Annotated in this window: 14 protein-coding genes; 2 read left to right on the forward strand and 12 right to left on the reverse strand. The window is 67.9% G+C overall.

Features of this window, described 5'->3' with window-relative positions:
- Positions 1-78: 78 nt before the first annotated feature.
- The 10 genes from AB0C25_RS24895 to AB0C25_RS24940 all read right to left on the reverse strand — a co-directional run bounded on the left by AB0C25_RS24895 (position 79) and on the right by AB0C25_RS24940 (position 9,072).
- Entirely contained in the window at positions 79-981 is a 903-nt protein-coding gene (locus AB0C25_RS24895) for a phosphotransferase (RefSeq protein ID WP_357376638.1), read from the reverse strand.
- A 191-nt stretch (positions 982-1,172) separates the two neighbouring features.
- Positions 1,173-2,528, reverse strand: a complete 1,356-nt coding sequence (locus AB0C25_RS24900; RefSeq protein WP_357376639.1) for a serine hydrolase domain-containing protein — start codon at positions 2,526-2,528, stop codon at positions 1,173-1,175.
- Positions 2,525-3,448: an HEXXH motif-containing putative peptide modification protein gene (locus AB0C25_RS24905; protein ID WP_357376640.1), complete on the reverse strand. Its 924-nt coding sequence runs from the start codon at positions 3,446-3,448 to the stop codon at positions 2,525-2,527. Before AB0C25_RS24905 ends, AB0C25_RS24900 begins: the two co-directional genes overlap by 4 nt.
- A gap of 101 nt (positions 3,449-3,549) precedes the next feature.
- Positions 3,550-3,714, reverse strand: coding sequence for a hypothetical protein (locus AB0C25_RS24910; protein ID WP_167493917.1), 165 nt, complete (start codon positions 3,712-3,714; stop codon positions 3,550-3,552).
- Between the two features lie 110 nt (positions 3,715-3,824).
- On the reverse strand, positions 3,825-4,715 hold the full coding sequence (locus AB0C25_RS24915; RefSeq protein ID WP_357376641.1) for a protein kinase: 891 nt from the start codon (positions 4,713-4,715) through the stop codon (positions 3,825-3,827).
- 11 nt (positions 4,716-4,726) lie between these two features.
- Positions 4,727-5,362 (reverse strand): hypothetical protein, encoded by a 636-nt coding sequence (locus AB0C25_RS24920; protein WP_357376642.1) that lies wholly within the window; start codon positions 5,360-5,362, stop codon positions 4,727-4,729.
- A 9-nt stretch (positions 5,363-5,371) separates the two neighbouring features.
- Positions 5,372-6,100, reverse strand: a complete 729-nt coding sequence (locus AB0C25_RS24925; protein WP_357376643.1) for a hypothetical protein — start codon at positions 6,098-6,100, stop codon at positions 5,372-5,374.
- Positions 6,097-6,720 carry a hypothetical protein gene (locus AB0C25_RS24930; protein ID WP_357376644.1) on the reverse strand — a complete coding sequence of 208 codons (624 nt, stop codon included), beginning with the start codon at positions 6,718-6,720 and terminating at the stop codon, positions 6,097-6,099. The genes AB0C25_RS24925 and AB0C25_RS24930 overlap by 4 nt, the downstream gene beginning before the upstream one ends.
- Positions 6,696-8,600, reverse strand: coding sequence for a radical SAM protein (locus AB0C25_RS24935; protein WP_357376645.1), 1,905 nt, complete (start codon positions 8,598-8,600; stop codon positions 6,696-6,698). Before AB0C25_RS24935 ends, AB0C25_RS24930 begins: the two co-directional genes overlap by 25 nt.
- Before the next feature lie 37 nt (positions 8,601-8,637).
- Positions 8,638-9,072, reverse strand: coding sequence for an NUDIX domain-containing protein (locus tag AB0C25_RS24940; RefSeq protein WP_357376646.1), 435 nt, complete (start codon positions 9,070-9,072; stop codon positions 8,638-8,640).
- Between the two features lie 683 nt (positions 9,073-9,755).
- Here AB0C25_RS24940 and AB0C25_RS24945 point away from each other — a divergent pair.
- Together AB0C25_RS24945 and AB0C25_RS24950 are read left to right on the forward strand one after the other, a co-directional pair.
- Positions 9,756-11,126: a hypothetical protein gene (locus AB0C25_RS24945; protein ID WP_357376647.1), complete on the forward strand. Its 1,371-nt coding sequence runs from the start codon at positions 9,756-9,758 to the stop codon at positions 11,124-11,126.
- 7 nt (positions 11,127-11,133) lie between these two features.
- Entirely contained in the window at positions 11,134-12,018 is an 885-nt protein-coding gene (locus AB0C25_RS24950) for a phosphotransferase (RefSeq protein ID WP_124777980.1), read from the forward strand.
- A 104-nt stretch (positions 12,019-12,122) separates the two neighbouring features.
- On the opposite strand, the gene AB0C25_RS24955 is transcribed toward AB0C25_RS24950, so the two are convergent.
- Positions 12,123-12,746, reverse strand: a complete 624-nt coding sequence (locus AB0C25_RS24955; protein ID WP_124777970.1) for an HD domain-containing protein — start codon at positions 12,744-12,746, stop codon at positions 12,123-12,125.
- Positions 12,747-12,768: 22 nt separating this feature from the next.
- On the reverse strand, positions 12,769-13,239 hold the full coding sequence (locus tag AB0C25_RS24960; RefSeq protein WP_357376648.1) for an NUDIX domain-containing protein: 471 nt from the start codon (positions 13,237-13,239) through the stop codon (positions 12,769-12,771).

Genomic DNA, 13,239 nt, shown 5'->3' on the forward strand with positions numbered 1-13,239 from the left:
GGGCCAGGGAGCGGTAGAGCGTGCAGATGCCGCCACGGCTCACTTGGTGGAGGTCCCGGTGGACCAGGGCTACGTGAATCATGCTGGCCTCGCCGCGGCGAGCCGTTGTAGGCGGGTGCTGGCCGAGGTCCAGGCGGCCTCGATGATCGGCAGACAGCGCGTCCGGGCCGGGTCGTCCTCGGGCAGTTCGTGGTGCAGGCGCAGCTCGCGGGTCAGGACCACAGCGAGGTTGAGCGCGAATGCGGCCTCGATGCCCGTCTCATTCACGATCGCCTCGATACGCTCGCGGATCAATGGCGTACTTGCGCCGACCTGGGTGTGGAGCATCGCAAGGTCGAAGCCAGGAAGGAACAGCCCAGTGAACTCCCAGTCGACTAGCACCGCCGTGGTCTCGGCCTCGTCATCGCTGTCGGAACGGCTGGCATTGAGGAGGATGTTGCTGGCCAGCGGGTCGCCGTGATTGAGCTGTGCCGGCGCGTCGCAGCGGGCCAGCAGACTGTCCAGAGCCTCTCGCTGGCCCTCAGTGAGGTACCCCTTGGCCTGGTACCGAGCCACGCGGTCGGAGTAGTCGAAGGTGGGTGAGAACCGGACGGCGGGATAGGTCCACTCATTCAACGCGGTGATGCAGTCCAGGACGGCGTCGACCTCCCGGGTATCGAGCTCTCGCTGGGGATAGCGTTCGACCGCGAAGGGCGATGCGTCGACCCATTCCAGGACCAACAGCCGGTCACGGTCGGTATGAAGCAGCCGAGGAACGCGGACAGGCGGGGTGGTGTCACCGAAGACCTCGTACACGTCCAGCTCGTGCCGCCACTTGGCCGCCCAGAACGGGTCCGGGTCGATCAGAAATTTCACCGCTGCCGGTTCGCCGCGGAACGAGCCTCGCGCCAGCAGGGTCTTGTCCGTGCGCCGTAGCACCGTGTCGATGGTCAGCCCGACCGTGGCTACTGAGGTGGGCAGATCAGGCAGCGTGTGCGACATCGGCGGTCTCCTCGATCGACTCAATCATCCGTTGGCGAAGGCTGGTGTCGGAGCGCTCGCCTGCCAGACTGCGGCGACCTCAGCGACGCAGCGTTGAAGGTGCTGGTCGCTGAGCGCACGACCGGTCGCCAGGCGCGCCAACGAGTGCCAATACGTGCATATGTCCGCCGGCCATCGTGCGCCGTTCCAACTCATCCTGATCGTCGTCCGTATCGCAGTCGGGGTGCCCGCACCAGATCGAGGATGAAGTTGTCGGGTATTGGCTCCCTGCGCTCCGCCAAAGGAGTCGGGAGCGTAAGCGTGTAGCCATCCCCTGTATAGGTGGCGGACCCGACGGAGGTAAGCCGGTCGAGGGTCCCTCGGCGCCACAAGTACAGCGAGCTGGCGCTGCGGCTCAGCCGTAAAGTGCCGGGCACCTCGTCGCTGGCGTAGGTCCCGAGGATGGTGTGCTGTTCTTCGGCGTCGACGCGTCCAGGGTGTGGGCGCGCGGGCGCAGGACGGCTACCCACGCCACGAGACAGAAGGACGCTTACGTCAATGTTGGGATCGTGGGCCAAGTCGACGAGTGCAGCGGTAGCCATGTGGTCCCCGGCGATCTCGGCGTTGTTAGACAGGCAGATCACGCGAAGTCCTGAGCTGGTCAGATGGGCAGCGGCGGAAAAGCCCTGTTCCTGGCCGTAGTGAAAAACGGCGGTACGGCCGGGGCGAGGATCGGCGTACAGCCCGGCACCGTACGTGAACGGGGCGTGGTCGCTGGGCTGATAGCCGAGGTGCCGCGCGAATGGAAGCGCGTCGTCGGCCGAGCGGCGCCATTCGCGCCAGAGGTGGGCAAGCCAGCGGTCCAAGTCTGCGGCGGTGCACCACAGAGACCCGGGGCCGGGCATGGTGACCGGGCGCTGCTGGTGCTGCCAACGGCCGGCGAGGGCCCCGTAGCTGGCAGCGGCACCGGGGATCACCTCGCGTGGATCGGTCTTGAAACGGGCAGACGTCATGCCGAGTGGAGTGAAGATGTGCCGATTGGCGATCTCGTGTAGTCCGGTGCTGTACGCGTGCTTGAGAGCTTCGGCGAGGAGAAGATAGCCGGTGTTGCTGTACAGGAAGCAGCCCGGTTCGACCGCTCGGTGCCGCTGGCGGTAGGCGAGTTGGAGCAGGTCATCCGCGGTGTAGTGGTCGAGTTCGCGGAAGCCGGCCAGGGACAACAGGGACTCGGCGTCCCGGACGCCGCCCTGGTGCTGAATGAGGTCGCCGATGGTGACGCCGGGGACGCGGAATTGGGGCAGGACGTCGCCGACGGGCCGATCCAGGGTCAGGAGACGGTCGCGGGCGGCGCGGATGCACAGGTACGCGGTGATCTGTTTGGCGACGGAGCCGATGTTGAAAACGGTGTCCTCCCGGATGGGCGCCGCGAGTTCGAGACTGGCGGATCCGGTGTACGACTGCGCCGTCGGCTGATCGCACTGGCTGACGCGCAGAATGACGCCGGGCTCGCCCAGTCGGTCCGAGAGGGCCGCCTCGGTAGGAACAGCCGAAGTGTTGGCGGAGTTCATAGGCCGAGAGCTTCGTGGTGGACCAGGCGTAGGCGTTCGCGTAGGTCGGGCGTGGTGATCAGACTGAGCGCGCGGGCGTGGTCGGCGGCGGTGGTGGCGAGGAGTCCGCGCTGCTGCTCCAGGTAGGCGTTCAGAAATCGATTCAGGTTGCCGCTGGTGTCGGGCAGGACGCGGGCGGTGTAGATCATGGTGAGCGGGAAGGCGAAGCACGCATGTAGGAAGCCGAAGGCGGGCCTGCTCGTCTTCTTCCAGGGGGAGTAGAACCGAACTCGGTCGCTGATCTCGCAGGCGGTGGCGCTGAGGGCGTCGTTGAGCCAGTTGTGGGCCGCCTCGTGGATCAGGTCGCGCGCCAGAACGACGGGTTCGCCGATGTGGTCGCAGAAGATGGTGCCGGGTAGCCGGGTGATGGTCCAGCTGTCAAGGGTGTCGCCGAGTTGCTTGTGGCGCAGCAGGCAGACGACGACTGCGTGGCCGGCGAGAAGGTCGGCGAAGCCGTTCTTGGCGCCGGTGGCGTAAGCGGCGGCAGCCAGTTCCCGCAGGTTCGGCGGGGCGGCGGTGGTGTCCGGGCCCAGTACGTAGTAGGGAGTCTCGGAGATCGCTGAACGGGGCAGGCGGTCCAGGTCCGGGGTAAGGACGACGCGCGGACCGACGGCGGTGGGTGTCGACAGCGCGGAGGCGTTCGCGTCGCGGTGGGCACCGTACCAGTTGAAGATGGCGGTATCGCGGTTACGAGCGGCAACCTCAGCGCCTTCGAGCACATGGTGGGCCAGGCAGTGGTCGACGGCGGCGGTTTCCGGCGAGTCGGGCATGCCGGCAGTCGGTTGGGCGATGGGCTTGAGGACGGCGCGGATCCGGCGGGTTCGGTCGCGGTGGTGAGCCTGAATGGGGGCGGAGGAGAAGGAGATGGCGGGCGCGTCCACGGGGTGGTCCTTCCGGCTGTCTGGGCCTGGGGCCGGCCCCGTGAGGGTCCGGCCCCAGGAGGTACTCACCGGCGGCGTGCCCGCCGGTGAGGTGCGGGCGTTCAGGCGTCGGCGCCCTCGGCTGCCGCGGTGCTCGCCGGGGCCTCGGCGGTCGGCCAGCCCTCGGCCGAGACGCTGGAGGTGTGGCGGGTGCTGCGGACGGTCTCGTCATCGCCGCGCAGGTCGTCCACGGCGGCGAGGAAGTCGCTGATCCGGTCGTTGTCCATGAGTGGGTTCGTCCTTCCGAAAGGGGGTGTGGGTCGTGCACCTTCTGGAGCTGGTTCCTGCGGCGGTGAGCGGGCGGTGGGCACCGCGTCTCCTTCCGGTTGATGACGAGTCAGTTGCTGCGCTGGACTGGCGTGGCGGCGGGGGTGGCCGCTTGGCGCAGGGCGTCGCGCAGCTCTCTCATGGCGGGCCGGTCCTCGGGTGCCGGGGCGAGCGCCGCGGTGATGATCGGGCGCAGGCCGGGGGGTGCGGTGTGCAGCCGGGAGTGGCCGTGGCGGGGGATGTCGGCGCACAGGTAGCGGTAGGTCAGGACCGCGAGGCTGAAGACGTCAGCCGCTGGGGTGGCGCGGTCGTAGGAGGTGGCGTACTCGGGGGGCCAGTGCACCTCCGGGCCTCGACTGGCGGGGCCGCGCGGAGTGTCGGCGCGTCGCGCGGCACCGAGGTCGGTGATCAGTCCCTGGCCGTCGTGAATGAGGATGTTCTCCTGGTAGACGTCGCGGTGCACGATCCCGCGCTCGTGCAGGGTCCTCAGGCCCTCGGCGACGTCGGCCAGGATACGCAGCCCGGCCGTCATGTCGTCTCGATCGAGGATGGGGGCGAGGTGTGCCCGGAAGCTACCCCCGTGGCAGTGCGGCATGGTGTACCAGTCGAACCGGTTGGTGCTGCCCTGCTCAAGTAGCGGCACGACGTGTGCGGTGCCTTGGGCGGCGCGGGTTACGGCGATCTCGTGGCGGAAATCCTCACAGGTCAAGGCCCTTTCGGCCTCGGTCATCTCCGCGTACCAGTAGAAGCCGTAGGCGGCCTTGCGGCTGGCCTCGTCGAGCTCGGCCAGGACGTGGTTGCTGCCGAAGCCGGCCTTGAGGACCACCGGAGGTGTCCCGTTGCGGCTGGCGAGCACCAGGGTGCTGGCGCGGGTGAAGCAGAGGAGGTCGTGGACGTGCCAGCCGGCGTCACGAAGCTGGTCAAGGACCCAGGCGGCGGGGTGCATCGGGTCCAGGTGCATGGGCTGCCTCCTCATGTTCGCGCCGCAGACGGTGTGGTGTGGCGTAGCCGGTCCAGGCAGGTGGCGGCCAGCCGGTCGAGGTCGGGTTTGGTGGCGCACGGGTGGTGCAGCACGGGCAGGCCGGTTGCCTCGGTCCACGCATGGACTGCCTGCTCGTACAGGTCGGCATACCGAGCGGCGGTCGGGTGGTCCTCCCCGAAGCGACGCGTTGTGGCCCGCTTGGACAGCCGGGCATGGCACAGCTCGGGCTCGGTGGTGAGCAGGACGATCAGGTCCGCCCGCGCGGTCGTGACCTCGGCGAGCTGCTGGACGTAGTGGGCGACAGGACGGTCGTGCAGCAGGGCGATCAGGCAGGCGGTCGACAAGGTGAGCCGGTCGGCGATGACCGGGCCGAGGGACAGGGCGGGGGCGAGGTTATGGCGGGCATGGAGTTCCAGGTCGCGGCGGACCGCGGCCACCGCTCGCACGCCGTCTGCTGCCGGACGGCCGGCCCGCAGGCTGACGATGGAGCGGGTCGCTTCCAGCGACAGCCAGGAGAATTGGCCGATGTGCCCGAGGGGGATGTCTTCGCAGGCGGCGTTGGCCAGGATCCGGTCGCGTAGCGTGCTCTTTCCGGCTCCAGCGATTCCCTCCAGGGCCAGCAGCATGCCTCGCTCCTAGTTCTTCTCGGCGATCAGCCAGCTGATGAACTTCGCGACGCGGCCGGAGGTGACAGGTTTGGTGCCGTGGGTGAGCTGGGAGCCGTAGAGCAGGGCGGTGCCGGGGGCTGGGCTCACGCTCCATCGGGTTCGGGGCATGGCCGCATACCAGTCAGCGGAGTGGTCGGCGCCGTCGTGGGCCAGCCACATACCGCCCGCGTATCCCTGTTCCTGGGCGTCGTGGTCCAGGCGGGTGTTCCACAGGCGGTCGCTGGACGTGCTTTCGACGTAGAACGCGCCGCCGGCCTCGGCCTCACGGATTACGACGCTGATGCCGGCGATCTGTCGCGGCCAAGCGAGCGGGTCGGGGGCGATGCCGTCGAGGTGGCCGGTGATGTGCTGGCCGGGGCCGTACTCGACGTAGGTCCACGGCCGGCAAGCGGTGATCGACGGCATGACGCGGGACAGAGCGGGGCGGGCGCGGTCGAAGGCTTGTTGAAGCAGTGCCTCGGCTCTGTCCGGGATCCTTGGGACCTCGATCCGTCCGGCCGGCTCGTAGACGGCCATGGCCTGTTCGTTGGAGCGACCGGGGATCTCGTGGATCGTGGTGGCCCGCCTCGCGCCGAAGCGGAGCCGGGCCTCATCGCTGAGGAAGTCGTTCATCATGGCTGCGAGCTGGTCCCGCTCCTCGGTGTCGACGAATCCCTCGACGCTGCCGACCGCGACGGTCTCGGCGATGTGAATCATGAGTCGGTCCTCCTCGTCTCGAGCACTCGGCGGACGTCGTCCAGGCCGGTGCAGTGATTGAGCCAACTGGCCACGGGGTGGTGAGGGTTGGCCGTCGGGTTGGCCCATAGGGCCAGCAGCTCGCCGGTCAACGGCAGCTCCTCCGCGCCGGGCAGCGCCTCCCACACGGTCAACTGGTCCAACGCCGGGCACCAAGCGACGTGCTGTGTGGCGAAGGCCCGCCCCAGCCGTGCCGCCGCGGCAAGCCGGCAGGAGCGCAGGAGTGTTTCGGCAGGCTCAGCCCGCTGGTAGCTGCGGTGCTCGGTCTGCGCCCATCCTGCCCCGACCGCTGCGGCTGCGACCACAACGCGGCAGGTGGCACAGCACGCGCCGTTGGCCATCGGGCACGAATGATCGTGGGCGGGGAGGGTGGCTGCGACCTCGACGAGAGCCGCCCAGGCGGAGTCCATCAACAACTCGCTGACGGTGCTGCGGCCCGAGTCCGGGCCATGGTTGCAGCACACCGGACCGGTCCGGCGCGCGGCGCTGGGTAGGAGTGCGGGCTCGATGAACAGGGCGTGGAAGTACACGATCCGCCCCAGCAACTGATGGATCGTCAGCGAGGCCGTGACGCTACCCATGCCGCCTCCTCGTTGGTCGAAGCAGTGCTGTGAGGAACTGGGCAATGGCAGCCGTCCTCAGTGGGCCGCTCGCCGCGTAGCGCGTCGGTGACGGCGCGGGTGGCCGCGTCAACGGCTTCGAAGTACGCCGGCCAGCCGTGCCTGGTGCCCGGGCGCAGCACCAGGTCGAGTACGGGGCTCGTGCGTCCGGTGGTCTCGCACGTCAGCTCCGCACGCCCGATGGCCACCTGCACTGGGGCGGGTAGGTCGGTGGTCACCGCGGTGATTGCGCGGCACAGGGCGGCAGCAGCTCGCGCGTACTCGGTTCGGTCACGCGGCAGGATGCCGACCCGGCGCTCGGCGTGCGGCAGATCAAGGCCTGGATAGAGATGTCCCTGGCAGCTGTCGTACGTGATCAGGCGCCAGTCCTGGGTGACGGCGTCGACCAGGGAGCGGACGCCGGGCTCGATCGCCTCTCGCCACTGGGGGTGGGCCGGGTCGAGGTCATCGGCCTCGTGCACGCCGGGCAGGCCGAGTGTGTTGATGTTGCCGTGCGAGCTGGTGCGCAGCCGTACAGGTGGGCGGTTCGCCTCGGGGTAATCCCAGTGGGCGAGGAAGGAGGCGACGTTGCGCATGCTGTTCGGCGTACGGGGGTACGAGCGGACCCTGCGGCACCAGGCCCCTGCCGGGTGGGCGGGCTGGGCGAGGAGTGCGGCGATGCCGTCGATCATCCGCATCCGGTAGTCGCAGTAGGCGTCCTGGTCGCCAGCCTGGTCCTGACGCCAGCGGGTGGCCACGCAGCCGCCGCCGCACGTTGACTGGTACGCGCAGGTGGTGCACCGCTCCATGAGTGCCTTGCCCTGGTTCAGCAGCGGCAGCCGCCGCTGAGCCGCGACGACCGCTTTCTGTCCGGAGGGCTGGTCCAAGAGGGTGAGCTGGGCCTGTGGCCAGGGCAGTTCGTCACAACTGCCGAGCCTTCCGTCCGGATAGAGCGTGAAGACATGGTCGCACTTCAGGTTGGAGAAGTGGCAGAAGCCGGTGTCCAGCCCGCGCAGCCGTCGGATGGTGGATACGGACGGTTCTAGCTTCAGCCGGGCGAAGTGGCCAGCGCCGATCCAGCGAACGGTAGCGGCGAGTACGAACTCGGCGTACTGATCCGGGGTGGTCGCCCACCCGGGCCCCTGCGGGCCGCGCAGAGCCGCGCGTTGAAGGAGCCGGCTCGCGGTTAGGCGCTGCCCTTGGGCAGCGGTAGGGCTTTGAACGGAGGCATCGAAGCAGGGCACGAAGCTGACGGCGTTGACCGCTTCGAAGCCGGCGAGGTGGTCCAGGACGGCCTCGGCGCGGCCGAGCACGGTCGGCGTGACCGCGGCGATCACGCCCACCTTCCGGCCGCGCTCGGCCAGTAGCCGCAGGGCGGTGGCCACGCGGGGGTAGACCGGCTGGCCGTCGTATCCAACCCGCCAGGCGTTGCCCGCTGCGTCCCCGTCGAGGGAGATGCCGATCTGGAGGCGCGGGTACAGGGCGTCAAACAGATCCAGCCACTGCTCATTGAGCAGCACGCCGTTGGTTTGCATCGATACCCGCACGACGCTGGGCTGGGATGCCAGTTCGCGCAGGACTTCGGCGACGTGGTCGCGTCCGGCCGTCAGCGGCTCGCCGCCATGCAGTTCCACGGCGAGCGGACGCCCCGAGAAGAGCTCGGTGAGTCGACGTACTTGACTCGCGTCGATCCGGGCTCCGCCCGGGGCCTCCTTGCGCTTCTCGTAGCAGTACAGGCAGTCGATGTCGCAGGTCTCACCCCGTAGCTTCAAGATCACCGATACGGCACTGTCGGCGTCTTCGACGTCGAGGCCGCGGTACAGATGGGCCATCGGGTCGTGCTGATCGGTGGTGCCGTACATCGGCTGCCTCCCAGGGGTGGCCGTGACCGGGCGGAGATCAGTCGTACAGACGTCCCAGCAGGGCGCCCTGGCCGGACTGGAGGATGTGGGCGGCCTCCAGCGGAATCCAGAAGCATTCGAAGTGCGTCGGCTCCTGCTCCCCGTCGTGGTCCTCCTGGCTCATCCACCGTTCCGACGTCGGCTCGGTCAGTTCCAGGTGGAAGACGTGGCGGCGCTGGAGCTCGAACCGGTAGGGGCTGATGTCGTACTCGGTCTCGCCGAGCTTCCGCACGACTTTGAAGTCCTTCAGGCCGGTCTCCTCGCGGGCCTCGCGCAGCGCCGCTGCCTCCGGCGTCTCGCCGGCGCGGACGCTGCCGGCCGGAACCTGGATGCCGACTTCCTCGTAGCTGTAATCGGTGTGCCGGAAGACCAGCAGATTGCCGTCACGTACGACGTAGCAGAGAACCTTGTCCTTGGTGACCCGCTCGGGCATGGGAGAACCCCTCTTCATTCGTTCGAATCAGACACGTACAGGCCGGCCCGGAGGACGCGAAGAAACTGCACCGTGTTCAGTACGGACCGCCTGTCGCCGGGCAAACGACCTTGAGTCTAGGTCCGGTCACCTGGCGTTACGAAGATTGGAGTCTTTGCCCGCAAGGGCGTCGCCTTTTCGGTCTATCGCATGGAGCCCGAGCTCAAGGGCCTGCTCTGCGTCTCGCGACTTTCATGCGATTGGCTGCAAGTGAGATCCCAAGCTCTGGGCGACCGCATCAGCTCTCGATGGGGTTTCTCGGTGTACCCCCACTAAGCCAGGCGGGCTGGGATTGCCGCCGCAGGCGACAATATTGCCGAGACTCGGTGGCGAATAGCACTGAGCCGCTTCTGTTTCCGGCATCGAGGAGTTTCCGGCTGTCCAACAGCGGCGGAGGCGGGTCGAGGATGACTGCGGTGTCTAGCACCTCCCACTCCTTCCTATCGATGGACGTTATTTAGTCTGCCGGATCCGCCCTGCGCTGTCGACGCCATGGTGGGGGGTCGCGATGGGGGGTGAAGGTTGTCGCGGCAAGGAGGATCATCTGTGACGGCGTCACTCGTCGCGATGAGTTCCCGAGTCGGCATGTCGCGAGCGATACAACGTAGTGAGATATCGATTCTTAGTAGTAGCTGTTCCCGGAGGTGATCGTGGGCGCCCAGGTCGATCCGTCCTGGTGGACGTCGGGTGTCTGGGAGGGTCGACCGATCCGCGAGTTCCTAGAGCGCCGTGACGTCGCCACCACGTTCCGATTTCTGCATGCCCGTGGGGTCTCCTACGGCACCATCGCCGCGTTGGTCGGCGTGTCCCCGAATCGAGCCGCCGAAATCACCAAGGGCACGCGCCAGGTGACGGCCTACGACGTCCTCGAACGCATCGCGATCGGACTGGGTGTTCCCCGAGCCTGGATGGGCTTGGGCCAGGACGGGACGGGTGCGAGGCCCTCGATCGACCGAGAGGTGGAAGGTTCTGCGGACTTCCCACCAGACGGGCGACCAGTAGGAGGCCGGTCCGATGAAGTAATCACCGCGCTCACCCGGCTTCGTACCGGGCTGGACGAGGCGCTCGCCTCATCAACCGTCGCTCCGCGACAGCTCGACCTGATCGAGGAGGCGGCCGGCGAGCACATGCGGATCTATCCGGCAGCCCCGCCTGGGGTGATGCTGTCGCGGCTGGCCGCCGAGTGTGTCGAGGTGCAGACTCTGTGCCGGCGTAGACAGCCTGCGGCGGTTCAGGCGCGGCTTTCCGGCACGGCGGCCCTGCTGGCGACGATGTGCGCCGACGCGCTCATGCGACTTGGGAACGTTGGTGAAGCACGCCTGTGGTATCGGACAGCAATCCACGCGGCAGACGACAGCTCCGACAGTCGACTTCAGGTACTGGTCCGAGCGCAATCGGCGATGCTGCCCTATTACTTCGGTGATTCACAGCAGACGGTCGTGCTGACGGAGGCAGCGCTGGCGGTCACCGCCACACCATCATCCTCGGCGGCCCTTGCTGCGGCTGGGCGGGCTCGGGCGCTGGCCCGCCTCGGAGCAGGTGATCAGGCGCGAAGGGCAGTCCTCCAGGCCCGGCAGATGTTCGATCAGGTTGGCGATGGCGACAGCGATACGGCGTTCCAGTTCCCGATGAAGCGCATGCTGTTCTACCACTCCGGAGCGAGCACCTGGCTGGGCGACACGAGCGAGGCCTACCAGGTCCAAGAGGAGGCGCTGCGACTCTATGGGCCATCGCCTTCGGTGCCGATTGATCCGGCGCTCATCGCGCTCGACCGATCGATGTGCCTCGTGCAGGATCGGCGAGCCGCTGAAGCCGCAGTATCGGCGCTCGACGCCGTCGCGACGCTGCCAGAGGCGCAGCGTACGGAGATCGTCCTCGCGAGGGCCGACGACGTGATCTCGGCGGTTCCGGAGAGACACCGCAGCGGCGAGGTAGCCGCGCTGGTGGACTATGTGCGAGTTTGCCGTGAGCGCAGCCGTACGCTTGCGGCCGGAACTGCCGCGCTCGATTCATAGGAGCCCCATGTTCGTCGAAGCGCGGACACGTCCGGCGCTCGCCGAGGTGTGTCGTCGCCTGGACATGTCCGACGCTAACGCTGTCCTACTCCGGCATCACACCAACGCGGTGTACGCCGTTGGTGACGTGGTGGTCAAGATCGCTCCGGCGGAGTTCGGGTTGGAGCGCGCGCGTGCCGTGGTGGCCGTCGTGCGGTGGCTGGCTGATCAGGGGTTTCCGACGGTTGGCCTCAGTTCGCGTCTGCCACAACCTCTGTTGGTGGGCGAGCATGCCGTGACCGTCTGGCAGCGGCTTGATCCAGCGCACGACACGCCGGTCACCACGGCGGAATTGGGCGGTCTGCTCCGGCGACTGCACGCGCTGCCTGCTCCGCCGGTGAGCCTGCCGACGCTGGAGCCGGTCGACAGCATCCGCCGTTCACTGGCCAGGTCGACGATCCTCACAGCGCGGGATCGCCACCTGCTGCTGGAGCGTCTCGAGCCGCTCGCCACCCGCTGGCTCGAGACGAGCTTTCCCCGAGGCGCGAGCCTGATCCAATCTGATCCCCAGACACGTAACGCCCTGCGCCGCTTCGACGGCACGCCGGTGCTTGCCGACTGGGACGGCGCCGTAGTCGGTCCCCGGGAGTGGGACCTGGCCACCGTCGCGGTGCACTGTCGCCGGTTCACCCCACCGGGCACTGCCGCCTTCTCGGACTTCAGCGTCGCATACGGCTGGGATGTCACCTCGTGGCCCGGGTTCGAGGCGGTGTGTGAACTCCGCGAGCTGCAGATGATCGCCACCAACGCCCGCAAGGCGCGACCCGGGACGGAAGCCGAGGCTGAGGTGCTGCACCGCATTGGTGCCCTGAGGCGGAGCGACCAGGACCTGGCCAAATGGCACATTCTCTGACGGTTCAGCATCGAGCGGTCGGCCGGCCCGCATCTGCGGTCCAGCGATACAGGCCACGTGCCGAACCAACCTGGCTGCCCCTGACCGAGAAGTCATGGAACGAGTCAAACACCGACGTCGAGGCGCTCCAGAGTTCGGCGGGTGTGCGCGATGAGAAGCGGCTTTGCCTGCTGGATCGCCCGGTGAACGGGGCTCTGCGGTGGGTACCGCTGAAGGATTTCCTCGATGCGCTCGGCGACCTCGATGCGCTGTCCCCGCGGTCCGACCGTTAGGTCGGCGGTGACGAGGGCGTCCATCAGAGGTCCTTCTTCGAACGGAAAGGGCGCGAGCTGTTCCGCCAGGCCGCGCTCGGCAGCTTCGATGCGGGCGCAGGTGTGATGGGCGACCAGCGCGACAAGCCGCGGCGGGTAGCCGTGGCGCCGCAGGTATCGCGCACCGTCGAGGGAGTGCAGACCGGTGTCCACGACGTCGGGCGCATAGCCGATGTCGTGTAGCCAGGCGGCTGCCACCAGCAGGTCACGATCGCCCGGCGCCACCGTGACCGCCAGTTCCGTAGCCCGCTGGCCCACACCCTGGACGTGTGCCCAGCGGCGGGCCAACGGTGGGGAGTCGAGCAGCTCAGCAGCAAGTTCCGCGGCGTTGACTGTGAGGTCAGACACCTCCCGAACGGTAGTCGCACAGCGGCTCGCCGCCTCACCGGCTCGGCGGGATGGTCGGGACGTATTCATATCGAGAAACGCCCCTTCAGCATCAGCCGATGTACGGCGCGGCCCGAGGATCGAGTGCGTGGTCGATGCGGAGCCGCATCGAGGGGTGGATTTCCAACAGTGCAAGCTCGGCGGGATTCACCCAGCGAACCTGACGTGACTCACTGGACGTCGTCAGGACCCCTCCAACCGGTCTCGCCGTAAAGCACAGCGAGAACTGTTGGCGCACCTCACCGTCGTCGTAGGCCATCACGTGGTGGGGATTGGTGTAGGTGCCGACCAGACCCGTCACCTCCACCTCGATGCCCGTCTCCTCGCGCACCTCCCGCACCACCGTGTTGGAGATCGACTCTCCGATGTCATGCCCACCACCAGGTAGAGCCCACAGGTTGTTGTCCGTGCGGTGGATCATCAACAACTCACCGCGTTCGTTGCGCACCGCCGCGACCACCGACGGCACCACACTGTTGGCCTCGGGGGCGTTCGGATCGTTGAAGAAGTCGCGGCGCGGCAT

The organism is Micromonospora sp. NPDC048839 (genome assembly GCF_040649915.1).
In the GTDB taxonomy this organism is placed as follows: domain Bacteria; phylum Actinomycetota; class Actinomycetes; order Mycobacteriales; family Micromonosporaceae; genus Micromonospora.

Excerpts from the sequence above, each read along its gene's own strand:
- AB0C25_RS24895 (WP_357376638.1), bottom strand. The coding sequence starts at position 981 with ATGTCGCACACGCTGCCTGATCTGCCCACCTCAGTAGCCACGGTCGGG.
- AB0C25_RS24900 (WP_357376639.1), bottom strand. The coding sequence starts at position 2,528 with ATGAACTCCGCCAACACTTCGGCTGTTCCTACCGAGGCGGCCCTCTCG.
- AB0C25_RS24910 (WP_167493917.1), bottom strand. The coding sequence starts at position 3,714 with ATGGACAACGACCGGATCAGCGACTTCCTCGCCGCCGTGGACGACCTG.
- AB0C25_RS24915 (WP_357376641.1), bottom strand. The coding sequence starts at position 4,715 with ATGCACCTGGACCCGATGCACCCCGCCGCCTGGGTCCTTGACCAGCTT.
- AB0C25_RS24920 (WP_357376642.1), bottom strand. The coding sequence starts at position 5,362 with ATGCTGCTGGCCCTGGAGGGAATCGCTGGAGCCGGAAAGAGCACGCTA.
- AB0C25_RS24925 (WP_357376643.1), bottom strand. The coding sequence starts at position 6,100 with ATGATTCACATCGCCGAGACCGTCGCGGTCGGCAGCGTCGAGGGATTC.
- AB0C25_RS24930 (WP_357376644.1), bottom strand. The coding sequence starts at position 6,720 with ATGGGTAGCGTCACGGCCTCGCTGACGATCCATCAGTTGCTGGGGCGG.
- AB0C25_RS24935 (WP_357376645.1), bottom strand. The coding sequence starts at position 8,600 with ATGTACGGCACCACCGATCAGCACGACCCGATGGCCCATCTGTACCGC.
- AB0C25_RS24940 (WP_357376646.1), bottom strand. The coding sequence starts at position 9,072 with ATGCCCGAGCGGGTCACCAAGGACAAGGTTCTCTGCTACGTCGTACGT.
- AB0C25_RS24950 (WP_124777980.1), top strand. The coding sequence starts at position 11,134 with ATGTTCGTCGAAGCGCGGACACGTCCGGCGCTCGCCGAGGTGTGTCGT.
- AB0C25_RS24955 (WP_124777970.1), bottom strand. The coding sequence starts at position 12,746 with ATGAATACGTCCCGACCATCCCGCCGAGCCGGTGAGGCGGCGAGCCGC.
- AB0C25_RS24960 (WP_357376648.1), bottom strand. The coding sequence starts at position 13,239 with ATGCCGCGCCGCGACTTCTTCAACGATCCGAACGCCCCCGAGGCCAAC.